The 22,717-nt window shown below is 70.6% G+C and carries 28 protein-coding genes; 18 read left to right on the top strand and 10 right to left on the bottom strand.

Annotated features, from left to right (window positions below; translation table 11 throughout):
• Position 1: 1 nt before the first annotated feature.
• The 3 genes from NO998_RS12925 (at position 2) to NO998_RS12915 (ending at position 2,160) form a co-directional block, all read left to right on the top strand.
• A complete protein-coding gene (locus tag NO998_RS12925; RefSeq protein WP_267647649.1) occupies positions 2–313 on the top strand; it encodes a DUF7116 family protein in 312 nt (103 codons plus the stop codon).
• 119 nt (positions 314–432) lie between these two features.
• Positions 433–1,161: a mechanosensitive ion channel domain-containing protein gene (locus NO998_RS12920; protein WP_267647647.1), complete on the top strand. Its 729-nt coding sequence runs from the start codon at positions 433–435 to the stop codon at positions 1,159–1,161.
• Positions 1,162–1,215: 54 nt separating this feature from the next.
• Positions 1,216–2,160 carry a metal-dependent hydrolase gene (locus NO998_RS12915; protein WP_267647646.1) on the top strand — a complete coding sequence of 315 codons (945 nt, stop codon included), beginning with the start codon at positions 1,216–1,218 and terminating at the stop codon, positions 2,158–2,160.
• Here the strand turns inward: NO998_RS12915 and NO998_RS12910 are convergent.
• The 4 genes from NO998_RS12910 to NO998_RS12895 all read right to left on the bottom strand — a co-directional run bounded on the left by NO998_RS12910 (position 2,157) and on the right by NO998_RS12895 (position 5,687).
• The gene (locus tag NO998_RS12910; RefSeq protein ID WP_267647645.1) at positions 2,157–3,443 is read right to left on the bottom strand and encodes a tripartite tricarboxylate transporter permease; all 1,287 of its coding nucleotides are present in this window, start codon (positions 3,441–3,443) and stop codon (positions 2,157–2,159) included. The genes NO998_RS12915 and NO998_RS12910 overlap by 4 nt on opposite strands.
• A gap of 29 nt (positions 3,444–3,472) precedes the next feature.
• Positions 3,473–3,892 (bottom strand): universal stress protein, encoded by a 420-nt coding sequence (locus tag NO998_RS12905; protein WP_267647644.1) that lies wholly within the window; start codon positions 3,890–3,892, stop codon positions 3,473–3,475.
• A 61-nt stretch (positions 3,893–3,953) separates the two neighbouring features.
• Positions 3,954–5,345 carry a bifunctional metallophosphatase/5'-nucleotidase gene (locus NO998_RS12900; protein ID WP_267647643.1) on the bottom strand — a complete coding sequence of 464 codons (1,392 nt, stop codon included), beginning with the start codon at positions 5,343–5,345 and terminating at the stop codon, positions 3,954–3,956.
• Positions 5,346–5,486: 141 nt separating this feature from the next.
• The gene (locus NO998_RS12895) at positions 5,487–5,687 is read right to left on the bottom strand and encodes a dodecin (RefSeq protein WP_267647642.1); all 201 of its coding nucleotides are present in this window, start codon (positions 5,685–5,687) and stop codon (positions 5,487–5,489) included.
• Between the two features lie 88 nt (positions 5,688–5,775).
• Here NO998_RS12895 and NO998_RS12890 point away from each other — a divergent pair, with 88 nt between their 5' ends.
• Positions 5,776–6,120, top strand: a complete 345-nt coding sequence (locus tag NO998_RS12890; protein ID WP_267647641.1) for a DUF5518 domain-containing protein — start codon at positions 5,776–5,778, stop codon at positions 6,118–6,120.
• A 264-nt stretch (positions 6,121–6,384) separates the two neighbouring features.
• Here the strand turns inward: NO998_RS12890 and NO998_RS12885 are convergent, their stop codons facing one another.
• Genes NO998_RS12885 through NO998_RS12875 form a run of 3 tightly spaced genes read right to left on the bottom strand, consistent with a single transcriptional unit; the run spans position 6,385 to position 9,204 of the window.
• Positions 6,385–6,651, bottom strand: a complete 267-nt coding sequence (locus NO998_RS12885; RefSeq protein ID WP_267647640.1) for an elongation factor 1-beta — start codon at positions 6,649–6,651, stop codon at positions 6,385–6,387.
• 2 nt (positions 6,652–6,653) lie between these two features.
• Positions 6,654–6,833: an HVO_2753 family zinc finger protein gene (locus NO998_RS12880; protein WP_267647639.1), complete on the bottom strand. Its 180-nt coding sequence runs from the start codon at positions 6,831–6,833 to the stop codon at positions 6,654–6,656.
• Between the two features lie 25 nt (positions 6,834–6,858).
• Complete coding sequence (locus NO998_RS12875) at positions 6,859–9,204, bottom strand: nitric-oxide reductase large subunit (protein WP_267647638.1); 2,346 nt, start codon at positions 9,202–9,204, stop codon at positions 6,859–6,861.
• An 84-nt stretch (positions 9,205–9,288) separates the two neighbouring features.
• On the opposite strand from NO998_RS12875, the gene NO998_RS12870 reads away from it, so the two are divergent.
• The 5 genes from NO998_RS12870 to NO998_RS12850 are packed head-to-tail and all read left to right on the top strand — an operon-like array spanning position 9,289 to position 12,108.
• On the top strand, positions 9,289–10,155 hold the full coding sequence (locus NO998_RS12870) for a hypothetical protein (RefSeq protein ID WP_267647637.1): 867 nt from the start codon (positions 9,289–9,291) through the stop codon (positions 10,153–10,155).
• A 43-nt stretch (positions 10,156–10,198) separates the two neighbouring features.
• On the top strand, positions 10,199–10,831 hold the full coding sequence (locus tag NO998_RS12865) for a hypothetical protein (protein WP_267647636.1): 633 nt from the start codon (positions 10,199–10,201) through the stop codon (positions 10,829–10,831).
• Entirely contained in the window at positions 10,828–11,493 is a 666-nt protein-coding gene (locus tag NO998_RS12860; RefSeq protein ID WP_267647635.1) for a DUF2238 domain-containing protein, read from the top strand. The genes NO998_RS12865 and NO998_RS12860 overlap by 4 nt, the downstream gene beginning before the upstream one ends.
• A 40-nt stretch (positions 11,494–11,533) precedes the next feature.
• A complete protein-coding gene (locus NO998_RS12855; RefSeq protein WP_267647634.1) occupies positions 11,534–11,791 on the top strand; it encodes a hypothetical protein in 258 nt (85 codons plus the stop codon).
• 41 nt (positions 11,792–11,832) lie between these two features.
• Positions 11,833–12,108, top strand: a complete 276-nt coding sequence (locus tag NO998_RS12850) for a hypothetical protein (RefSeq protein ID WP_267647633.1) — start codon at positions 11,833–11,835, stop codon at positions 12,106–12,108.
• A gap of 46 nt (positions 12,109–12,154) precedes the next feature.
• On the opposite strand, the gene NO998_RS12845 is transcribed toward NO998_RS12850, so the two are convergent.
• Complete coding sequence (locus tag NO998_RS12845) at positions 12,155–12,634, bottom strand: 50S ribosomal protein L11 (protein WP_267647632.1); 480 nt, start codon at positions 12,632–12,634, stop codon at positions 12,155–12,157.
• 93 nt (positions 12,635–12,727) lie between these two features.
• Here NO998_RS12845 and NO998_RS12840 point away from each other — a divergent pair, with 93 nt between their 5' ends.
• From NO998_RS12840 to NO998_RS12825, 4 genes are all read left to right on the top strand, one after another.
• Positions 12,728–13,120 (top strand): fluoride efflux transporter FluC, encoded by a 393-nt coding sequence (locus NO998_RS12840; RefSeq protein ID WP_267647630.1) that lies wholly within the window; start codon positions 12,728–12,730, stop codon positions 13,118–13,120.
• On the top strand, positions 13,117–13,482 hold the full coding sequence (gene crcB, locus NO998_RS12835; RefSeq protein WP_267647628.1) for a fluoride efflux transporter CrcB: 366 nt from the start codon (positions 13,117–13,119) through the stop codon (positions 13,480–13,482). The genes NO998_RS12840 and crcB overlap by 4 nt, the downstream gene beginning before the upstream one ends.
• Positions 13,483–13,589: 107 nt before the next feature.
• Positions 13,590–14,606, top strand: coding sequence for a lysylphosphatidylglycerol synthase domain-containing protein (locus tag NO998_RS12830; RefSeq protein WP_267647627.1), 1,017 nt, complete (start codon positions 13,590–13,592; stop codon positions 14,604–14,606).
• Positions 14,607–14,646: 40 nt separating this feature from the next.
• Positions 14,647–14,835 (top strand): hypothetical protein, encoded by a 189-nt coding sequence (locus NO998_RS12825; RefSeq protein ID WP_267647625.1) that lies wholly within the window; start codon positions 14,647–14,649, stop codon positions 14,833–14,835.
• A 107-nt stretch (positions 14,836–14,942) separates the two neighbouring features.
• Here the strand turns inward: NO998_RS12825 and NO998_RS12820 are convergent, their stop codons facing one another.
• Positions 14,943–16,007, bottom strand: coding sequence for a M20/M25/M40 family metallo-hydrolase (locus NO998_RS12820; RefSeq protein ID WP_267647623.1), 1,065 nt, complete (start codon positions 16,005–16,007; stop codon positions 14,943–14,945).
• A 125-nt stretch (positions 16,008–16,132) separates the two neighbouring features.
• Here NO998_RS12820 and NO998_RS12815 point away from each other — a divergent pair, with 125 nt between their 5' ends.
• Together NO998_RS12815 and NO998_RS12810 are read left to right on the top strand one after the other, a co-directional pair.
• Positions 16,133–16,585 carry a hypothetical protein gene (locus tag NO998_RS12815; protein WP_267647622.1) on the top strand — a complete coding sequence of 151 codons (453 nt, stop codon included), beginning with the start codon at positions 16,133–16,135 and terminating at the stop codon, positions 16,583–16,585.
• Positions 16,586–16,622: 37 nt separating this feature from the next.
• Entirely contained in the window at positions 16,623–17,585 is a 963-nt protein-coding gene (locus NO998_RS12810; protein ID WP_267647621.1) for a zinc-dependent metalloprotease, read from the top strand.
• Here the strand turns inward: NO998_RS12810 and NO998_RS12805 are convergent, their stop codons facing one another.
• On the bottom strand, positions 17,586–17,822 hold the full coding sequence (locus NO998_RS12805; RefSeq protein ID WP_267647620.1) for a hypothetical protein: 237 nt from the start codon (positions 17,820–17,822) through the stop codon (positions 17,586–17,588).
• Positions 17,823–17,934: 112 nt separating this feature from the next.
• Between NO998_RS12805 and NO998_RS12800 the strand changes: the two genes are divergently transcribed.
• The 3 genes from NO998_RS12800 to NO998_RS12790 all read left to right on the top strand — a co-directional run bounded on the left by NO998_RS12800 (position 17,935) and on the right by NO998_RS12790 (position 22,612).
• Positions 17,935–18,885 (top strand): hypothetical protein, encoded by a 951-nt coding sequence (locus NO998_RS12800; RefSeq protein ID WP_267647619.1) that lies wholly within the window; start codon positions 17,935–17,937, stop codon positions 18,883–18,885.
• A 40-nt stretch (positions 18,886–18,925) separates the two neighbouring features.
• Positions 18,926–19,738, top strand: coding sequence for an AAC(3) family N-acetyltransferase (locus NO998_RS12795; RefSeq protein WP_267647617.1), 813 nt, complete (start codon positions 18,926–18,928; stop codon positions 19,736–19,738).
• A 69-nt stretch (positions 19,739–19,807) separates the two neighbouring features.
• Positions 19,808–22,612 (top strand): AAA domain-containing protein, encoded by a 2,805-nt coding sequence (locus NO998_RS12790; protein WP_267647616.1) that lies wholly within the window; start codon positions 19,808–19,810, stop codon positions 22,610–22,612.
• The last annotated feature ends 105 nt before the right edge of the window (positions 22,613–22,717 follow it).

Genomic DNA, 22,717 nt, shown 5'->3' with positions numbered 1-22,717 from the left:
CATGGCGCGTACGGTTCCACCGAACGAGGAAGCACGGAGCGTGTTCGAACGCCTCGGCTACGCGATCTCCGGCGACGGGCCGGAGTTCATCGCACAGCGGAAGTGGCGGTCCGTCCGGGTACGGACACTTTGCGCTGAGGACGCCACCCGACCGGGAACCCTCGACGGGGAGTATGGCCTCGAATGCCTCGTGACGTGGACCGACTGCGTTGACGAACTCGACGAGCGGCTGACCGAACAGGCGCCCGACGGCGAGTGGGCGATCATCGGCGTGGACGACGACGGGAACCACGAGGTTCACCGGGCGGCCTAAGCGACCACGGCAACGAGAGCGGTCGGCCCGTTCGCCGCCCGGAACGCTCCACGTTCTGGTGACGGCTCGCGACGACTGCGGCTCCTACCTTTTTGCGTCTGACTCCCGACCACCAGCGTATGCTGCCGCTCCAACTCGGGGTCGTTCAGGAGGGGATCGACCGGTTCGTCGGCGACATCGCCGCCGCGATCCCGCGGATCCTCGCCGGGCTGATCTTCCTCGTCCTCGCGGGCGTGCTCGCGAAGCTCGTGATGATCGTCGTCCGCACGGTGTTGAGCCGGACGCTCGACCAGGAAGACGCCGTCTACCGCCGCTTTACCGCCACCGTCGTGGCGGCGTTCCTCTGGTTCGGGATCGGGCTCTCCTTCCTCTCGATCGTCGGTCTCGACGAGATCGCCTCCTCGATGGGGACCGCGGCGGGCTTTCTCGCCCTCGGGGTGTCGTACTCGCTGTCGAACATGATCGCCGACGCCGTCGCCGGCGTCTACCTCCTCCGGGACCCGGACTTCATGCCGGGCGACGAGGTGAAAGTCGGCGACATCTCCGGCACCGTCGAGTCGATCGAACTGCGAAAGACCCGCTTCACCGACGAGAACGAGGACACGGTCGTGCGGGGTAACGCCGAGATCGAGAAGAAGTGGACCAAACTCGAGGACGCCGAGAGCCCGGACAGTGAGGGCGGTGACACGCCCGCCGACGGCGGGAACGACGCATCGGTCGAGGAGGAAACTGACACGCCAGCCGGGGAGTCGACGGACTCCGCGAGCACGGACGCCGGACGGCGCGCGAGCACCGACGGCGGCAAGTCGGAGGGGCCGGCCGGCGACTGGCGCGATGCGACAGAGTGAAGCGCTAACACAGCCGCCGAGAGGCTTATCACGCCCAACTGCCAAGAGGGGCTAATGTTCGTCGGGCACGCGCTGTTGGCGTTCGCGCTCGTCGGCGGCGGAGCAGCGCTGCTGCGGGACCGGGAAACCGGTCTCCTGCTCGGCGCCCTCGCGGCGGCGTTCGCGGCGGCCCCTGACGTGGATATGGCCTACGCGCTCGTCGGCCTCGTCGGCGCCGAGGGCGGCGCCGCGGGCACCGTTCGGTCCTTCTGGGAGGCCAGTACGGCCGTCCACCGCACGATCACCCACTCGCTCGTCGTCGCCCCCGTCGCTGCCGGGCTCGCCGGTGCGTGGCTTCACGGCCGGCGCACGGACGCCCCCGCGTGGCTCGGCGTCGCCGCCCTGCTCGGCGCCGGGCTCTGTGCCGTCACCGCGCTGGTCAGCGGCGTCCTCGGCGGCGCGGTGATGGCGCTGTTCGTCCTCGCCGCCGCCGCGGTCGCCGAGGCCGCGGGCCGCTACAGCGCCGTCGACGCCGGGATGACGTTCGCCGTCGCCGTCGTCGCTCTGGTGTCACACCCGTTCGGCGACCTCGTGACCGGCGAGCCGCCGGCGTTCCTCTACCCGATAAACGCGCCGTTGGTGACCGAGCGGATCGCGCTCTCGACTGACGCGACGCTCCACCTGCTTGGCGCGTTCGGCATCGAACTCGCCGCGATCTGGGCCGGCCTGCTGGTCGGGCTCTGGCTGCTCGAACGGCCGGTTCGGGAGGCGATCGACTTCCGCGCGGTCGCCGGCGTCGGCTACGCACTGGCGGTGCTGGCGATCCCCGCGCCGACGATCGACTCCTCCTACCAGTTCGTGTTCTCGGTGCTCGCGGTCGGGATGATCGGCACCACCCCGCGGGTCCGACTGCCCGACATCGCCATCGAGCGCCCCGACGCGATCTCCGCGGCGATCACCGGGCTGACGGCGGTCACCGTCGCCGGCGTCGCTTACGCCGTCGCGTACGTGCTGCTTTAGAGGCCGAGCGCCAACGGGCCGAGCAACACCCCCATGAGGTAGACTCGGCGCGCGCCGATCCGCACCGCCACCACCCCCGTGAGCGTCGCGAGCGCAAACACCGCGACGCCGGCGAGCCCCGCGAAGAGCGAGGAGAGCGCGACGAGAAGGCAGAGGACCGCGAGCGCCAGCCGTCGCTGGTCGAGCTGTGAGACCACCCTGAAGGCGGCGTCGCCGAGGACGCCGACGAGCACGAACCCCACCGCGGCGGCGACGACGACCGCCGGAAGGAGCACCGAGAGCGCTGGGGGAACACCGGCGTCGTCGACGGCCACGAGCACGCCCGACCGGGGCGACCCGAGCGCGACCAGCGCGAAGAGGGCGAACACCGCCGTCGAACTGTTGGCGCCGCTGGTGGCGACGACGAACCCCCGAAGGTCGCTCCGGGCCGGTACCGCGGGGAGCGAGATGGTGGCGGCGACGCCCGCCGAGACGCCCGGGAGGTAGCCCACCGCCGCGCCCGAGAGCCCGCCCGCAGCCGCGGAGATACCCAAATCCCGCGGCGGGATCGCCAGCCGGGCGTCGGCCTGCTCGGGGACCCCGCCGCCGTCGAGCGCGTCGAGGAGGACCGGCGCGCCGAACAGGCCGCCGAACAGCGGCGCGAGCACCCCGCCGGCGACCGGGCCGGAGAGCGAGAGGTCGAGCGTCACGGCCCCGAGAGCCGTCGACGCCGCGAACGCGAGCAGGCCGGCGAGCCGAGCACGGTGGGACGGTTCAGTGAGGAGCAGGAGTCCGAGCACCGCGGCGGCGACGGCCGGGAACCACGCGGTCAGCAGCGGCGCCAGTCGGACCATCGCCCACGTCACGGGGAACGCGAGCGGCACCGCGACGGCCACGGCGGCGCCCGACCCCAGCGCGGAGAGTCTGAGGGCCTCGCGCCCGCGGCCTCGCAGCACGAGTCGGTGGCCGGGGAGCGCCGCGGCCGCCATCGCGCCGTCGGGCACGCCGAGGGCGAGCGAGGGGACGATGTCGAGGAAGGTGTGGACGACGCCGGCGGCGAGCATCGCCGCGCCGAGCGGGAGCGGGTCGACGGGGGCTGCGGGGGCGGCCCCCGCAAGCAGGAGGGCGAAGTTGTTCGCGTGCAGCCCCGGCACCAACCCCGAGCAGGTGCCGAGCAGGCAGCCAGCGAGCGTCGCCAGCGTGACCGGTACGAGAAGGCGCGGGGCGACTGCGGGGCCGGTCGGGACGCCGAAGGGGAGCGTCGCCGCAGCGAGTGTCGGTGCTACCGGAGCGCTCGGCCACATCCGGGCCGGAGTGGTCCCGTTCTCCTACTTCAACTCTGGGTGGCGCCCTCGGCGGAGACAGTGATGACCGTACAGTCGAGTTGGTCCTCCAGGTACTGGCCCACGTCGGGGGACTCGAACAGTTTGTTGAGCATCCGCCGCCAGCGGCCGGCCTGCTTCGAGCCGATGACGACCACGTCGGCGTTCTCGGCGGCGACCTCGTCCATGATCGTCTCCTCGACGAGAAAGCCCTGTCTGACGACGTAGCGCGCACGGTCGATCCGGCCCAACTCGGACTCGACTTCGCGTTTGAGCGCCACGCGACTCACGCGGCGGTTCTCCTGGAACAGGTCGACGTGCAGCACCGTGAGGTCGGCGTCGCGCTCGTCGGCGATCCGGGCGGCCTCCCGGAGCGTCGCTTTGGAGTGTTTCGACAGCGGGTACCGGACCGGGACGACGACCAGCGTCATGCCTGGACCTGTGTGGTCGGCGGACAAATGCGTACCCCTTCCGGCCCTCCGGGCGGTCGGATCAGGGCTCGAACGTCAGCCGCCCCTCCACGTCCACGTCGAGGCCGCCGTTACGGGCGTGGTCGGCCAGTACGTCGTGTTGGATGCCGACCTCTCCCGCCCGGTGGCGCTCGGCGATCGTCGGGAACTCGTGGTCGGAGTGCAGCAGGTACTCGGCGGTCGCGACGCGGTAGAGCGCCTTGGGGTCGATCGGCTCGTCGTCGACGCGGGCGTCGATGAGTTCGCCGTTCGCCTCGTCCCAGCGCAGGCTCGCGCCGCTGATGTGGGCGTGCCACCAGTCGGGCTCGCCGAAGTCGAGTTCGCCGCCGTCGGCCTCGCTGAACGCCTCCAACAGCTCCCGGCCGGTGAGTTCGACGACGACGACCGGCTCCTCGAAGGGGAGCACGCTCACCATATCCGCGAGCGTCACCTCGCCGACGAGTGGTTCGCCCTCGCGGATGCCGCCGCCGTTCTGGAGCCCCACGTCGGCGTCGCCGGCGGCGCGGTAGGCATCGGCGACGAAGTTCCCGATCCGGGACTCGCCGCCGAAGGTCGTCTCGTCGGTCCGTTCGAGCGGTTGCTCGACGGTCGCGACGACCTCGTTCAGCCCCGCGGCCTCGCGGCGCCGGCGGAGGGCATCGGTCAGGCTCTCGTGCATCGGGCCCTCGCTCGGGTCGACGACGCGTGCGCTGACGGCCGTGCCGCCGTCGGTCGCTGCCGACTCGGCCTCCCCGCCGAGTTCGACCTCGACGAACTGGTGGCCGTTGACCCCGGTCCGGGTGCAGAGCGTCCCGTCGACGTACTCGGTGCGGACGCTGTGGACGTGGCCGCCGAGGACCGCGTCCACGTCGACCCGGCGGGCGAGCTCGTCGTCGCCGCCGCCGAGGTGCGAGAGCGCGACGACGTAGTCGACGCCCTCGGCGCGGAGGTCGGCCACCGCTTCCTCGGCTGCCTCGTAGGGGTCGGTGAAGGAGAGCGTCGCCGCGGCGGGGTTGATCGAGTCGGTCGCGGGGTCGGTCAGCCCGAAGAAACCCACGCGCTCGCCGTCCGCTTCGGCGATCGTCCACGGCACCACCCCCTCGGCGGCGCCGAAGCGCTCGCCGTCCTCGTCGCGGGCGTTGGCGCTGACCCAGGTGAACTCGCTGTCGGCGACGATCCCCCGGGTCACGTCGGGGCCGTAGTCGAAGTCGTGGTTGCCGAACGTGTCGGCGACGGTGCCGACGGCGTCGGCGAAGTCGAGAACCTGCCGGCCGTTGGCGGCGAGCGAGACCACACCCGGCGCGGTGGTGTCGCCGGTGCCGACGACGAGCGCGTCGTCGCCGTCGAGTTCCCGCAGTCGGCCCGCGAACCGCCCCGCCCGCTCGGCGTCGTCGTAGAGGTTCTCGATATCGGAATAGTGGAGGAGACGAACCATTGAGTAGTCGTGAGGAGTCAGTCGGCGGCCAAGAAGCCGTCGGCAGCGGACGCTCGGCGGGCGTCAACCGACGTCGACCGGGCGTTCGGACCGGTACGGCCCGGGCCGATCGGCTGAAAAGAAAACCGGTGTCGCTTCCGCTCAGTCCTGGAGTTTGAACGCGACCTCCACTTCGGCCTGGTACTCGCGGTCCTCGGCGTTGGCGATCTCGACGCCGAACTCCTTCACTTCGGCCCACTTGACGTTGTCAAGCGTGTCCTCCGCGCGGGAGATGGCGTCGTCGGCGGCGTCGTCGAAGCTCTCGGTGCTCGATCCGATCAGCGTGATCTTCTTGTGAACCATCGTCACGGAATTGGTCGAGCGGCTACATAAAGCGGGTGGCCGTTTCCCGGCCGACAGCTTTTGCCCGCCTCCCCACCAACGGTCGGCCATGTCGACCGACAACAGCCTCCTGAACGCGGTGATCGGTGCGGCCGTCACCGTCGTCTTCTCCTTCGCGGGCGTCTCGCCGCTGTTGGGCGGCGCCACCGCGGGCTACCTCGAACGACGCGACGGCGCCCGGATCGGCGCCATCTCGGGTGCTCTCGCAACGCTGCCAGTGCTGATGTTCGTCGCGCTGGCCGGCGTCCTGTTGGGGTTCCTCGGGTTCGGGAACGTCTTCAACGGAATCGTGTTGGTGCTGTTCGCGGCGCTGTTCGTCGGGCTCTACGTCGTCGTCCTCTCGACAGTGGGCGGCGTCCTCGGCGTCTATCTCGCCGAGGAGTTCCGCGAGTAGCGCCGCTCGCGAGTGTGAGGGAAACACGGGGTGGCGGGCGCGTCTGGTCCTCGACGCGGACGCGTGGGGAGGCGTCCGCGCGGGGCGGGTCCGAACCCGCCCGACACCGGTGCCCCACCACCCCGATGCGTGTAGTTGCTGCAACTGGCTAACACGAGAGTCGTATATAGTAGTGGTCCCGGAATGAGCCGGGCGTTTAAGCCGGGATAGATGAACAGCGGCGTGGCTAGCCGGCTAGCGAACGGAGAAGCGTCGGTGGCGGCCTTAGAGGCGGCCGACCGACTCGACGGTGATGCTCTCGACGCCGTCAACGTCGCGGAACGCCTCCTCGACGGCTTCGGTGCCGCCGGAGTCGTCGGGGACGACGACGGTCGTCAGCAGCGCGACGAGGCCGAAGGCCACGTCGTCGCGGTCGTAGCCGCGGATCTCGGCGCCCTCGGGGAGGACGGACTCGAGTCGGTCCTCGAGCGCGTCGAGGTCGACGTCGGGGCTCTCCGGCATGACCTTCATCTTGGCGGCAACGTCACCCATCGTTAGGGCCCTCGGAACCCGCAGTCCGGGCACTCATAGAGGTTGCTCTGCTTCCGGCACTTCGCACAGCGGAAGATGACGGTCCCACACTCCGGGCACTTGAAGCGCGCCGCGTTGGTCCCCGTGACGGAGATCCCACAGGAGACACAGGAGCGCTCCCCAGTCGTTTCTGCTTCGCTCATGTTCCGGAAAGCGGGCGCGCGACGTTTAACGGTTACCTTCCCCGTCCGAGGCACCGGAATCACCCTCGGCAGCACCGGTGGCCTCCGTCGGCCCCGGGCGCGCCAGCGCACCCGGTCCCGCCTCCTCGGGGGGCGTCGCCGGCCGGCGCCGCCGTACTTTCGCCACCGCGTCGACCGAGAAGACGGCCGTTCCCGCGATCAGCAGCGTGTCGCCCGGGAAGCGCAGCCAGAAGAACGTCTGTACCAGCGGCCGCTCGTAGAACGCGAGGCCCCGGGCGGCGTCGTAGCCCGCGGTGAAGGCGGCCTCCAACTGCAGGAAACCGATGGGCAGCAGCGACGCGCCGACCATCACCGCCAGCCCGACGTTCCAGAGCCAGAACGACCACCAGAGGCGGCGCTCGGACCAGCCCTCCGTGGTCACCCGGAGCACGTAGATCCCGATGCCGAGCGCGAGCATCCCGAACGCGCCGAACATCGCCGCGTGGCCGTGAGCGACCGTGAGGTAGGTGCCGTGCTCGTAGTAGTTGATCAGTGGAAGGTTGATGAAGAAGCCAAGCACCCCCGCGCCGACGAAGTTCCAGACCCCGGAGGCGACGATGAACGCGAACGGCAGGCGGTAGGGGAACGCCTCGCCACGGGCCACCAGCGCGCGGTACTCCGAGATGGCCTCGAACAGCACGATCACCAGCGGGAGCAGTTCGAGCGTCGAGAACACCGACCCCACCGGCACCCAGATGTCCGGGAGGCCGATCCACCAGTAGTGGTGTGAGACGCCGATGATCCCCGCGCCCATCACGAGCAGGGCTTCGAGCAACACGGCTTTCGCCGCCGACTCGGGTTCGAGGAGGTTCATCCCGACGAGCGTGAGGCCGACGACGGCGACGATGAAGAACTCGAAGGCGCCCTCGACCCACATGTGGACGACCCACCAGCGCCAGAACTCCGTCACCACCATGTTCGTCTCCGGGGTGTAGAGCAGGCCGGCGACGAACAGCAGCGCGATCGACCCGCCGGCCAGCAGGATCAGGTGACCCAGCCCGTAGCGCTCCTCCTCGGCCAGCATCGGCCGCAGCCCGCGATAGAGGAGCACGGCCCAGCCGACGAACCCGGCCAGCAGCCCGAACTTCCAGACGCGGCCCACCTCCAGATACTCCAACCCCTCCGTGCCGAGCAGCCACCAGAGTTCCCCGTTCGGGTCGAAGAAGCCACGCGTGCCGAGGAAGACGCCGGCGAAGCCGCCGACGACCACGACGACGAGCGCGCCCAGCAGCGCGGCGGTCCCGCGAGCCTGCCCGGCCGGCTCGTGGGCGGTCAACAGCGGCGGGAGGAAGAGCCCCGCGGCGATCCAGAGCGTCGCCACCCAGAGGATCGCGAGGTCGACGTGGTAGGTCCGGGCGAGCAGGAACGGCGCCCACTCCAGCACGTCGACGCCGAGGGCCTCGAAGACCCCGAAGAACGCGTCGCGCTCGACGTAGTAGTGGGCCAACAGCGCGCCCAACAAGGTCTGGACCAGGAACAGCCCTGCGGCGACGGGAACGTACAGTGCGGCGGTCCGCTGGGAAGGGAGCACGTCGACCTCACTCGGGTGGGGCACGTCGATGTCGGCGTCGGGTTCGGAGAGCGAGACGGCGCTGTAGAGCCAGACACCGACGCCCGCGCCGCCGACGAGCAGCACCATCGACGCCACGCTCCACAGCAGCGCCGAGACGGGCGCGGTGTTGCCCGCGCCGGGCGCCGGCGGCCAGTTGTTCGTGTAGCTGTGCTCGGCGCCGGGCCGCGGCGTGTGGCTGAACCACGCCGTCCAGAGCGCGAAGTCGGCCAGCCGCCGTGCGGCGTCGGCCGAGCCGACGGTGCCCGCGGGGAGCCCCAGCGACGCGTTGCCCTCGTGGTAGCGGGCGACGTAGTCCTCGCGCACCTGTTCGTGGGCGTAGACCTCCGCGGCGGAGTAGGCGAGCGACCCCTCGCCCGGGTCGTCGGGGCGGCTCCGGAGGTCCTCGCGCGCCCGCTCGTCGACGGCCGCGCGTTCGAGCGCCGCGAGGTCGTCGTAAGCTTCGCCGTAGCGCTGCACCGCGTAGAACTGTCTCACGTAGGTCGTCTTCAAGTCGAGCGCGTCGGCAGTGAGGTCGTTGCCGAAGTAGGCGCCGTTGCCCAGCACAGTCCCGTGGTTCATCAGCCCGTTCCGCTGGAACACCCGCTTTCCTTCCCGGACCGACTCGGCGGTGGCGACCGTCTCCCCCTCCGGCCCCTCGACAGTCTCGGGTATCGGGGGCGCGTTCTGCGCGGAGTACCACGCGCCGGCACCCATCACCACGAGATTGAGGACGAAGACGGCGGCCAGTAGACGGGCGAGCGTGCGGCGCTCGAGTCGCATCCTCCGGGCCGACGAAGGGGTCGGGCTTGTAAGTCGGGGGTGACCGGTAGGCCTATCGGTGTGCCGTCGTAACACGGTCGGCGTATGCCCCGCCGTTTCGGTCCCTCCACCCCCGATAGCTCCCTCGACGAATCGAGTTCACGACGAGAGTTCCTCCGGCGAACCGTCGGCGCCGCCGGTGCGGTCGGCCTCGCGTCGACCGCCGGCTGTCTCGGCAACCTTCGTGACGACGTCTCGCCGCCCCCCTCGGCGGCCGCCGGCACGGCGGCGACTGCTGAGACGGCCCTCTCGGCCGACGAGTTCGACGCCTTCGTCGAACGGCAGCGCGACCGCTACGGCGACAGCGGTGTCTGGGGCATCGCCGGGACCGAACCCGACCACGACCTCCGGTTCGACGGCGCGTGGACCGGCACCGTCGGGTTGGGTTCGGACGGCGAGCCACGGCCCCAACCAGACGAAACAGGTGATCTCCGTGCCGTCGTCGACGCCGCCGTCGCCGCCTATACGGCCCCCGAGGGCGACGGAAGCGGGGAGGAACGCTATCAGCTCTGGCTCTGGGCCGCCGGGCGCCTCACCGGTGGTGAAGGCGGCGGGGCTCTCACACGAACCAGCGCGCTCCGACGGCTCGAAGTCGGCGTCACCCTCGATGGCGACGGCGCCGAGATGGGGCCGTACACCCCCGGGAGTGATCTGACCGAAGGCCCCGCCAGCATCGGCCCCTCCGCGATGGGCATCGGCGGGCCGTCGACGTCGTTCCCGATCCACTCCGGCACCGTTCGAGTCGCGCCGGAGCGGACCAGTTTCGACGAGAACGCCGTTGCAGTCCAGTGGCGCGGCGACACCGACCGTACGCAATCGGTCAACGGCACCTGCGCGGCGTCCTGGGCAGCCGACAGCGGTCCGTCGTTCGACCTCTCGACCCGCGTCGCCGCGGACCGACGACGGTTCTGATCGGTCCGAAACGTTTTGCCCGTTCCCGCGAACTGTTTTCGGCATGAGTAGCTCAGGGCTCGGCCTCGTCGAGGGCGAGCGGGGAAACGCACTGATCGCGTGGGCGATCCTGCTGTTCCTCCTCGGCACCGCGGGCGTCGAACTGCTGACGGGGGACGTCGTCTGGGCGGGGTTCGTGCTCGCGGTCGTGGTGCTCGCCGCCCTCCCAGCCGCGATGCACCGCGACCGGTTGGCGATGCTGCCGTGGGAACTGCTCGCGCTGGCCGCGCTTCCGGTCGCGACCCGCGTGTTCGTCGCGGGCCAGACCATCGGCGAACTCACCCTGACCGGGCGGGTGACGACGTATCTCGCCGTGGCTGCCGTCGCGCTGGTGGTCGCGGTGCTGCTGGACCGCTTCACTCCCGTCCGGATGAACGACGCGTTCGCGGTGGTGTTCGTCGTCATCACCACCACCGCGGCCGCCGGCATCTGGGCGGTCGCCCAGTGGCTCTCGGACATCTACCTCGGCACGGGCTTCCTCGACCGCCCACACGCCGAGGAGGCGCTGATGTGGGACTTCGTCGCCGCCACGCTCGCCGGCGTGCTCTCGGCGGTGCTGTTCACCTACTACTTCCGGCGGCGCAACGGCAGCGGCCCCAAGGGGACGCCCCGGGTCGAAGGGGGTGAGGGCGCGTGAGAGTCCGTGACCTGATCGGTTTCAGCGACCAGCAACAGCGCCTGATCACCAGCGCGATGCAGTACGCGCTGTTCGGCATGATCACCGTCGGCTTCTACGAGGGGAGCCCCGGCGTGATGATCAACGCCGGGATCGGCTTCGTCGTCACCTACATCCCCGCGATACTGGAGCGGGACTACGACATCCCGATGGACCCCGCGCTGGTGCTCTGGATCACCCTCGCGGTGTTCTTCCACGCGTTCGGGACGCTCGGGCTGCCGGGCGACGTGCTGAACCCCTACCGGACGATCTGGTGGTGGGACCACATGACCCACACGTTCTCGGCGAGCATCGTCGCCGGCGTGGGCTACGTCACCGTCCGGGCCATCGACGAACACACTGAGGCCATCTCGTTCCCACAGCGGTTCGTGTTCGTGTTCATCCTCCTGTTTACCGTCGCCTTCGGCGTGTTCTGGGAGGTCATCGAGTTCGCGCTGGGCCTGCTCGCGGCGGCGACGGGCACCCCCGGGATCCTCACGCAGTACGGGATCGAGGACACGATGAAGGACCTGCTGTTCGACACGTTGGGCGGGATCGTTGTCGGCCTCTGGGGCACCGCTCACCTGAGCAACGTCTCCGAGGCGCTCACCGAACGCCTCGGCGGCAGCGCCGGCGGCGAGTAGCGACCGGAACCGTGATTCCGGGGGCGGTCGGAATCGGGGTATGGTTGAGAGCGTCGTCGTCGGGGTCGGACTGCTGGTCGTCGTCACGGTCGCCGGGATCGGCGTCGCCGCGTGGCGCTTCGCCGCGACGGGCGAGCGGCCGTTGTTGCCCCTCGCCGGTGCGGCCGCCGCGTTCGCCGGCGTGTTCACGCTGGGGCAGATCGGGGGCTACTTCCGGCCGCTCCGGGCGACGGCGATGGCAGCGCTCTCGGTACTCGCGGCGCTGACGCTGGTCGTCATGTGGGCTCGGGAGCGCTGACCCGGCGGAATAGTTAGGTATCTGTCGGGTTTCTGGGCGGTATGGTCGACAGCGCCCTCCTTTGGATCGGACTCGTCGCCGCCCTCGGCGTCGGGTTCCTCGGATTCGCAGTGCGACAGTTCTCGGAGACTGACGAGCCGCCGCTCCGCGCGCTGGCAGCCGCCGCCGTGTTCATCGCCGGCGTCGCCGAACTCGCGGGGACGAACGGCTACATCGACGGCGCGACGAGCGAACCGCTGACCTGGGCGTTCCTGCTGTTCGGGTTCGGGGCGATCGCGATGGAACTCGGGAGACGCTGGCGGGCGTGGGCCGCCTGACAGCGCCGTCGCTACGGAAGCGGGAAAACGGAGAGAGAAGACCGATTCAGGCCTCGGCGAACGTGTCGTCGTAGTCGCCGCCGTCGATGCGGGCCTTGAACGTTCGAGCGTCCTCGCCCTCGATGGTGACACCGAGCGTGACACACGTGCCGGCGACCTCCTTGGCCGCGTTCTTGGTGTCGTAGGCGAGCAGGTCCGAGGACTTCTGCTCCGCGATCTTCTTCAGCTGCTCGATCGTGAGGTCCGCGACGAAGTTCTCCTGGGGCTCACCGGAGCCGGTGTCGAAGCCGGCCTCGTCCTTGATGAGCTCCGCCGTCGGCGGCACACCGACCGAGATGGAGAACGAACCGTCGTCCTCGTACTCGATGGTGACGGGCACTTCCATGCCGTCGAACGCGTCGGTCTCCTCGTTGATCTCCTGTACGACCGCCTGCACGTCGACGGGCGTCGGACCCAGCTCGGGGCCGAGCGGCGGGCCAGGGTCGGCCTCGCCGCCCGCGACGAGCACTTCGATGGTTCCAGCCATACCCGAAACGTGCCCGGCGCACCGTAAAACGGTTTCTTTCCTGCCTCGGCCCGGAGCGACAGCGGTTTGGCGCCCACGGACCCAGCACCGGTGATGCCGCCCCGTGCCAAAACGCTCGCGCTCGTCGCCGGCGGCGGCGCTGCGGGCGCGCTCTCGCGCTGGGGCGTCGCCGTCGTCCTCCCGGCACTGGCGGGCACGCTCGCCGCGAACGTCCTCGGGGCGTTCACGCTCGGCGCCGTCGTCGCCGTCGACGCGAACGACCGGCTCCCGGCCGCGACGCGGCTCGCCGTCGCCACCGGCTTCCTCTCCTCGTTCACGACCTACTCGACGTTCGCCGTCGAGTCGGCGACGGCCGGCACGCCGGCGCTGTTGGTCGGAAACGTCCTCGCGACGTACGCGTTAGGGTTCGCCGCCGCGGCGCTCGGCCTCGGCGTCGGTCGACGCTTGCGCGGTTCGAGCCCCGACTCGGGGGGTGAGGCGGCGTGATCCCCGAGTCGCCCGCGCTCCTGGTCGGTCTCGGCGGCGCCCTCGGGGCGACGCTGCGCTACGCCGTCGGCGAGGCGCTCGCCGATCGGGACACGCCGTTCCCGGTGCCGACGCTGGCGGTCAACACCCTCGGCACGTTCACGCTTGGGGTCCTTACCTTCGCCGGCGCGGGTGAGGACGCCCTGCTCCTCTTCGGGACCGGCCTCTGTGGCGCGTTCACGACGTTCTCCTCGTTCTCGGTCGAGACGGTCCGGCTGTGGGACGCCGGCACCCGTGGTCTCGCGCTCGCGTACGCGCTCGGGACGCTCGCGCTGGCGGGCGTCGCGCTGGCGGCCGCGTGGTCCCTCGCCGGCGTCGTTTGAGAGTCCGGGACAGCTCGGGACGGCGGGTCGCGGCCCGTACCAACGGTCTCGCCCCGAGGTCGTTCGACATCCACAGCTTCATGCCGGCCAGCCGACGAGGTGACGGCATGCGAAATCGGGCCCGGCTGCTCGCCGGCGGGGTTCTCGGTATCGGGGGCGTGCTCGCCTACCTCTGGTTCGTCGGCGTGGGCGACGTGGCGTCGACGCTCCGCGGGCTCGCTCCCGCGATCGTCGTCGCCGTCGCCGTGCTCGTCGTCGTCGAGGGCGTCGTCGACGGGATCGGCGTCTGGGCCTCCGTCCGACCGCTCGGGGAGGGGCTGACCGGCCGCGAGAGCGTCCAGTTCGCCCTCGCGGGGGACTTCTTCGACATCGTGAGCCCGGCCGGCGCCGCCAGCTCGGAGCCGATCATGGCGCAGTTCGTCGGCACCGCCACCGAGACGAGCTACAGCGAGGCCCTCGGCGTCCGCAGCGTCGCCAAGTACGTGAAGGCGGGCGGGCAGGTGTTGCTGTCGGCGAGTCTCGGCCTGCTCGTGTTGCGCGGCCAGGCGTCGTCTTCGACGGTCCTGACCACGCTGGGTGCGGCGGTCGTCGTCATCCTCGTCCTCGGCGTCGCCGTCGGGCTCAGCGGCGGCCTGCTCAGTCGACTCCTCGTCGCCGTACTCGAACCCGTCGTCCGCGCGGTCAGCGCGGTCGTTCCCGGCGTCGACCCCGACGACGGGTTCGTCCGCGAGGCCGTCGGCCGGTTCGGCGTCCGGGTCGCCGAGTTCCGCGACGCGCCGGCGCTGGTGGGACTGATCGCGCTCGGCGGCATCATCGAACAGGCCGTCGTAGCGACCGCCCTCTGGGTGCTGCTCTCGGACCTGGGCGTCGCCGTCGCGCTCGCGCCCATCGTCGTCGTCGTCCCGCTGCCGCAGGCCGCCACGGTCGTCCCCGTCCCGGCGAGCCTCGGGACGTACGACGTGTTGCTCGGCGGCGCGCTCGCACTCACGACCGGTGCTCCCGCCGCAGTGGCCGCCGCCGCCGTCGTGGTCTTCCGCGGGCTGACGCTGCTGTTCGGGCTCGCAACCGGGGGGTTCTGTGCCGCGCTGCTCCGGGGCTGGGACGTGCGGCCGGGGGCGGACTGAGCGGGGAAAACTACTTTCGGGCGGTGCCCAACCGGGGGGCATGGATCAGGACAGCTACGTTCGACTGCTCCTCGGGAGCCTCATCACGCTCGGGAGCGCCGCCATCGTCGTCGCCACCATCACCGACCGCGACGGCTACGTGAGTGCCGCCGCCGCAGTCGTCTGTCTGCTCAGCGCCGCGGCTATCGTGTACACGAGGCGTGTCGAGAGCGACGCCGCGGAAGCCTGATCGACCCCCATCGGTCGGCGCCGGGGGCTAAAGGGTGTCACCGCGGGCTAAAGAGTGTCACCGCGGGCCAAAGAGTGTCACCGCGGGCCGAAGGACGACGCCGAGCGTCAGATATCGACCGCGAACGGCGCGTTCTCAGCCGCCCGCTCGGCGATGCCCGCACAGAGGTCGGCGACGGCGTCGAGGTCCTCGGTGTCGACCACTTCGACCGGCGTGTGCATGTAGCGGTTCGGGATCCCGATGTTGAGCGACGGCACGCCGCCGCGCTGGGTGAACACGCCGTCGGCGTCGGTGCCCGTGCGGCTGCCGGCGGCCTGTAGCTGGTAGTCCACGCCGTCGGCGTCGCCGGCCTCACGAGCCAGTTCGACGAGGTTCGGGTGGTTCGCGCTGCCCCGACCCACCACCGGCCCCTCGCTGAGTTCGACGGGACCGCGGTTGCTCCCGGCCACGTCGGGGTTGTCCGTCGCGTGGGTCACGTCGACGGCGATGTAGGCGTCGGGGTTGACGTCGAAGCCCACCATCTGGGCCCCCTTCAGACCGACCTCCTCCTGCACCGTCGAGACGGCGTAGACGGTCGCGTCGGCGCCGGCCGCGGCCGCGCGGCGGAGTGCCTCGGCGGCGACCCACGTGCCGACGCGGTTGTCCATCCCGCGGGCGGCGATGCGGCTGTTGGCCAGTTCCTGAATCCCCGATGAGAACGTCACGGGGTCGCCGATGGAGACGAGGTCCTCGGCGTCCTCCTCGTCCTCGGCGCCCACGTCGACGAACTGCTCGGCGATGTCCTCGTACTCGTCGTCGCCGTTTCGGAGGTGGATCGCGGTCTGGCCGATGACGCCCTGCACGGGCCCGTCGTCGCTGTGAACCGTGACGTGCTGGCCCTTCGAGACGGTGCGGTCAGAGCCGCCGACGCGGGCGATGCGGAGGAAGCCGTCGTCGACGATGTCCCGCACGATGAAGCCGATCTCGTCGGCGTGGCCGCCGACGGCGAACTCGGTGTCCACGGTCGGGTCGCCCTCGTGGACCGCGATGGCGTTACCGTAGGCGTCGGTCTCGACGCGGTCGGCGAACTCGGAAACGTAGTCGACCCAGACGCGCTGGCCACGCGTCTCGAAGCCGGAGGGACTGGGTGTCGTGAGTAGTTCGTCGAGGAACGCCCGCTGACTCTCGTCCATGTCCGGTGCTCGACGGCGGGGCCCATGAGTCCGACGATGGGAGAGCGTGACAGCCGGTCGGCCCGGCGCCGCCGTCCGGTGGTGGCCCCACAACGGCTATTTCCCCGGCGTCCCAACGAACGTGTATGTCCGACAAACAGTTCACGTTCTTCGAGTTCCACTTCCACGACGGCTTCCAACTCGGCCCGAGCAGCCTCGAGACCGGCGACGGCGAGGACGCCGACGTGGCCGAGAGGACCGCGGCGGCGCCCGAGTCAGCCCCCGAGAGCGACACGTCGGGCGGGTCCGGCCCCAGCGTCCTCGGGCCACTCCTCGGCCTCGGCGTGCTCGCGGGGCTGGCCTACGCGGTCCGGAAGCTCCTCGCGGGGGTCGAGCCGGAAGGGCTCGACGCGCTCGACGACATCGAAGACGAGGTGGAGGGCGAGGACGCCGTTCCCATCGAGATCACCAGCCCCGACGAGGAGACCGGCGGGGTGCCCGGCGCGGCCATCGCGGTGATGGTCGGTGTCCTGCTCGTGCTCGCCCTCGTCGCCCGGAAGCTGTTGGGCGGGAGCGAGGAAATCGTCGTCGAGGAGTAGGGGGGAAGCTTTTGCCCGGCGCCCGCCCAGGACCGGTATGGATCTCTTCCGCAGCGTCGGGGCCGTCGCCGGCGCCTCCGGTGACGGCGTCGTCGACTGGGCGGCCGTCTCCGAGGCCGCGAAGTCGGCGACCGAGCCGGGCTCGCTCGACCTCTCTCCGGCCGACCGCGAGGGGTACGCCGCAGACGTGCGCGACGCGCGTGACCGCATCCGCGAGGTCGGCGGCGTCGAGTTCGACGTCCCCGAGACGATCGCGCTGCAGAACCGTCACCACTGGATCGACGCCAACGTCGATACGTTCCAGCGCCTGATCGCGCCGATGGCCGAGGAGGTAGGGCAGCCGCTGCTACCCGGCGCCTCCCGCGTGATCAACACCGGCTCGATGTCGTTCTCGCTCGCGTTCCTCGCCCGAAACGTCCTCGGGCAGTACGACCCGCTGTTGCTCGCTGAAGCGGACGGCGGCCCCGACCACGAACTCTACTTCGTCCACCCGAACATCGAGCGCACCGCCAAGGAACTGAACGTCGAGTTCCCACGCTTCCGGCGCTGGATCGCGTTCCACGAGGTGACCCACGCCGCGGAGTTCGGCGCCGCCGACTGGCTCCCCGAGTATCTGGAGTCCCGGATGCGCAACACCATCACCGAACTCTCCGCGGGCGGGCTGAACCGCGAGGCGTTCTCCGAACTCGACGCCGCGATGACCGCCGTCGAGGGCTACGCCGAACTGCTGATGGATCGGGCCTTCGACGAGGAGTACGACGACCTGCGCCGGAAGATCGACGCCCGCCGGGGCGGTAACGGCCCCGTGGACCGACTGGTCCGGCGGCTCCTCGGGCTGGGGCTGAAGCGCCGCCAGTACGAGCGCGGTGCGGAGTTCTTCAACGCCGTCGCCGACACGGCGGGGCTGGAAACGGCCGCGAAAGTGTGGGACGAGCCGGGGAACCTCCCGAGCGACGACGAACTCGACGACCCGAGCCGCTGGCTGGCCCGGATCGAGTAGCTACCACTCCCGGTCCGAGAGGTCCGGCGTGTCCGGCATCACCGCCCGCAGGTTCCGGACGACGAACCACGTCACGATGACGCCGAGGACGAGCCCGGCCACCCCCGCCGCCAGCGCGAACTGCAGGCTGGCGCCGGCCTGTATCGAGACCAGCGCGCCCGAGGCGCCGATGATGAGGACGAATATCGCCGGTAGCGTCAGCGAGCGGCCGCTGTTCCCGCGTCGCCCCGCGCTCACCGCGCTCCCCTCCGTTGCATAGCCTCGTAGTGGGGCCTCGCGGGCTTGAACGCGGCGGTTCAGCGGAAGGATTTGGGAACAGTTAACAGGGACCCCACAGCACCGCTGTCCCATGGTTTCGGCCTACGTGTTCGGCTTCGCGGTGCTGACCGTGCTGGTGTTGGTTGGCGTGTTCCTCGTGGTGGTGCCGCCGAAGGCGGCGCTGCTCGGGCTCAAGTCGTTCGAGCGCCGCACCGGCGCGTCGCCGACAGCGATGATCGGCGCGGGAGCGTTCGGCCTGCTGGTGTTGCTGTTCGGGATCGTCGGCGCGAACGCCGATGCGGGCGAGTTCGGCTTCCTCGACGGCCTGTTCGCGGTCTTCGGCGCTATCGGCCCGCTCGGTGTAGTGGTCGGAGTCGCGGGTCGCCGTGTCCGGTCGCGGATCGAGGCGGCGGAGGAGTGCCCGACCGGGAACCCGAACACCGGCCGCGTCGTCGCCGACGGCGACCTCCGCGAGGTCGACGGAACCATCGACCTCCCGGGCGTCGGTGACGGCGCACTCACCTGTGCGTACGCGCTCCAGAAAGTCCGTGGCATCAGCCTTCGGTCAGACGCGTGGATCACCGTCGCCGCGGGCGAACGCACTCGGCCGCTGGCCCTCGACGACGGCAGCGGGGAACTCCGTGTCGACGGCGGGAGCGTCGCCGTCCGCCCGGGGCTGAACACCCTCGGTCGGTACACAGTCGACCTCCCCGAGGGTGAGCCGGTGCCCGACGACGCCGCGGCGTTCCTCGATTCGGTCGGTATCGGCGCCCCCGAGCGGCCGAACACCGATCACAAGCTCCTGCTCCGGCCGCTCGTTCCGGGGGACACCGCGACCGTCGTCGGCGAGTACGAACGGGTCACCAATCCACGAGACGCCTTCTGGGGCGTCTCCGACGGCGAGGGGTCAGGGTTCCTCCTCCCCGGAGCGCTCGAAGACGTGCGTCGACGGTTCGCCCGACAGGGTCGCCTCCTCATCGTCGGCGGCACCGGCATGACGCTAGTTGGCACCGGCTACGTCGCCGCCCTGTTCCTGCCGTAGCACCCACAAAGCACCTATGGCCGGGGATCGCCCTCGGCCTATGAGCGAACACGACGCCGTCGCGGCCGTCGACGACCCCGTGACCGTCGACCGCATCGCCGCCGGCCTCCGCGGACTGGGCGTCGAGCCCGGCGACACCCTCCTCGTCCACAGCGCGCTCTCGGAACTGGGCTGGGTCGCCGGCGGCCCGCAAGCCGTCGTCGACGCCCTGCAGCGCGTCGTTACCGAAAGCGGCACGGTCGTCATGCCGACGCACTCGACGCAGTACAGCGATCCCACCGTGTGGTCGGACCCGGCGGTCCCCGACGACTGGGTGTCCCAGATCCGCGAGTCGATTCCGCCGTTCCGTCCCGACGTGACGCCCACGCGCTCGATGGGCGCGGTCCCCGAGTGCTTCCGGAACTACCCCGGCACGGTCCGGAGCGAGCACCCGCTCTACTCCTTCGCCGCGTGGGGCGCCGACGCCGAGGCAGTCGTCGAGGACCAGAGCTTCCAGAACGGGATGGGCGAGGGCTCCCCGCTCGCGGCGGTGTACGACCGGGACAGCTCGGTGCTCATGCTCGGGACGGGCCACGACGCCAACACCTCGCTCCACCTCGCGGAGTACCGCGGCGCGTTCGACGCCGGGGAGACGACCGAGGGCGCGCCCGTGCTGCACAACGGCGAGCGAACGTGGGTGGAGTGGACCGACATCGACCTCGACAACGGCGACTTCGCCGAACTCGGCGCGGCGTTCGACGCGGCACATCCCGAGGCGGTCGTGACGGGTGCGGTCGGGGCGGCGACGGCGAAACTGGTCGAGCAGCCGGCGCTGGTGGACTTCGGCGCCGAGTGGCTGGCCGAGCACCGCTGAGCCGGCGAGTCACGGCTCCCGATCACCCCGACCGACACCGTTTACCCCCGCCGACCACTGCCTCCGACAATGCGAATCCGGGGACCGATCGTCGACGTGGCGGAGCCGCGAACCGTCGGCGGCGGCACCGACCTCGTCGAGATCACGATCCGGCCCGAGCGCGGCGCCGCGGACCCGGTCCGGGTGACGCTCTGGAACAAGTGGTCGGAGACCGCCGACTACGCCGAGGAGGGGATGGAACTGCTCGTCACCGACGCCGAGGAGTCGGAGTTCCGCGGCGAGGTGGGCTACGAGACCACGCCCCAGTCGTGGGTGGTGCTCGAACCCGACTTCCTCGTCGACGTGACCGCGGTGCGCTCGTGGGTGCAGTGCCCGCGGATGTACTACCTGAACAAGCTCTCGGGCGTCCCGCTGAAGTACCCCGTCATCAAGGGGACCATCGTCCACGAGGTGTTCGGCGACCTGCTCCGGGGCCGAGGGCTTGAGGAGTCGATCGACCACCGCGTCGAGGAGGCCGGCCTCGAACTGGGTGCGCTGGGCTACGACCGCGAGGAGGTCGAGGACGAGGTCCGCCGCAACGCCGCCGCCATCGAGGGCTGGCTCCAGCAGGGTACCCTGACCGAGGAGGACACGTGGCGCTCTGAGTACACCCTCATCTCGCCGACGTTCGGGATCAAGGGCCGCGCCGACGCGCTCCGACGCGGGATGCCCGTCGAACTCAAGACGGGGAAGAACACCAAACGCGAGCCGCGCTTCCAGGACAAGATGCAGGCGGCCTGCTACGCCCTGATGCTCGACGAGCAGGGCGTCGAGGCCGACACGGGGACGCTGCTCTACACGAAAAACACCGCGCTCGAACGGGCCGAGGAGTCCGGCGACCTCTCGCCGGCCAAGGAGTTCTCGGTCGGCCGCGGCCTGCTGAAGTTCGTCGTCCGGACCCGCAACGAACTGGCGGCGATGGAGTTCGACGCCTCGGTCCCCACGGGGTTCGAGGCGAACGCGAAGTGCCAGTACTGCTTCGAGCAGGACACCTGCATGGTCGTCTCGGGTCGACTCGATCAGGAGTCCAAGGCCGGCCAGATCGGCCAATCCCTCCCGCCCGAGGAGCGAGCGTACTTCGAGGGGTTCTACCAGTCCATCGAGGCCGAACGCCGCGCGGTCCACGCCGAGTACCGCAAGCTCTGGGAGCAGGACGCACAGGAGCGGGCCGACGACGACCGCGCGCTGCTGAATCTCGAACCACTGGGCCGCGAGGAACTGCCCGGCGGCCGCTGGCGCCTGCGCGCCGAGAAGCCCGACGACGCCGTCTCGAAGCTCCGCGAGGGCGACGTGGCGCTGGCGAGCGACGGCGACCCCGTCGAGGGCCACGCCGAACTCTGCCGCATCCAGAGCCTCGGCTCGGGGAAGGCCGGCGCCGAGATCGTCGTCGAGGCCGACGAGCCGGTCGACGTGTGCCGGCTCGACGTGTACCCTTCCGAGCTCTCCGTCGATCGGATGCTGACCGCGCTCCACGACGGCGTGCTCACTGCCGACCCCGACCGGAAGGACGCGCTGTTCGGCCGGCGTGCACCCGAGTTCTCCGGCGAGGAGCGCACCTACGTCGACAACAACGAGGCCCAGAACGACGCCGTGAACCTCGCGACCCGCGCCGACGACTTCGCGCTGGTCCACGGCCCGCCCGGCACCGGGAAGACCTACACCATCGCACAGACGGTGACGGCGATGATCGAGGACGGCGAGCGCGTGCTGCTCTCGGCCTTTACCAACCGCGCGGTGGACAACGCCCTCGAAGCCGTCCGCGACGCCGGCGTCGACGACGCCGACATCGTCCGCGTCGGCACCGAGTCGGGTATCCGCCCGGACATGGCCGACCTGCGGCTGGAGCAGGCCGGCGACCCCGGCGAGCGAATCTCGGAGCTGAATGGCGCCTCGCTGGTGGCGGCGACGACGGCCTCCTGTGGCTCCCGGATCATGCGCGAGGAGGCCTTCGACGTGGCGCTGGTCGACGAGGCCTCCCAACTGACCGAGCCGGCGACGCTGGCGGCGATCAACCTCGCCGAGCGCTTCGTGCTCGTCGGCGACCACGAGCAGCTCCCCCCCGTGGTGCAGGCCGAGGGGGGCGAGAAGTGGACCGAAGGGTTCGGGAGTCCGGCGGCGGCCGACGGCGGCCGACAGTCGCCGCCATCCGCTGAGACCGATGGAGGGACAACGGCTGAAGACGGGGCTGTCGATGCTGCCGCCGACCGCGCGCCACGCCTCGACCTCTCGACCTCGCTGTTCGAGCGCCTCCACGACCTCGCACCCGAAGCGTCGGTGATGCTGGACCGCCAGTACCGGATGGCCCAGCGCATTCAGGCCTTCTCCTCTCGGGAGTTCTACGACGGCGCGCTCCGGCCCGCGACCCGCGAGGTGGCGGCCCAGCGCATCGGCGACCTCGACGGGGTCGACCCCGCGTCGCTCCCCGAGAGCCTGCGGGATACGGTCTCCTTCGTCGACCCCGACGGCGCTCGTGACGGGAACACCAACCCCGCCGAAGCCGACCGCGTCGCCGAAATCGTCGAGTCGTTCGTCGACGCCGGCGTCGACGAGAGCGACATCGGCGTGATCGCGCCGTTCCGGGCACAGGTCGCCGAGATCAACCGACGCACCGACGCGACCGTCGACACGGTCGACCGCTTCCAAGGGTCGAGCGAGGAGGTCATCGTCGTCTCCTTCGTCGCCACCGACGACCTCTCGGGACCGATCTACGACGACCCGCGACGGATGAACGTCGCGCTCACGCGGGCGAAGAAGTCGCTCGTCCTCGTCGGCGACGCCGGGGCGCTCGCGTCCGACCCGTTCTACGAGCGAATGCTCGACTGGGCCCGTCGATAAGGGCCGAACCCCTTGGCCGATGTGAAGGAACCGACCACGCAAGGGGCGTTGTACCGGAGTTTCGCGGGTGTCCGTGGGTTCGGCCCACAAGCCTTTTGTTCGGCA

This window comes from Halolamina litorea, from assembly GCF_026616205.1.
Lineage (GTDB): Archaea > Halobacteriota > Halobacteria > Halobacteriales > Haloferacaceae > Halolamina > Halolamina litorea.
The sequence above is the reverse complement of the archived record's forward strand: the minus strand, read 5'-3'. Positions and strand labels throughout refer to the sequence as shown.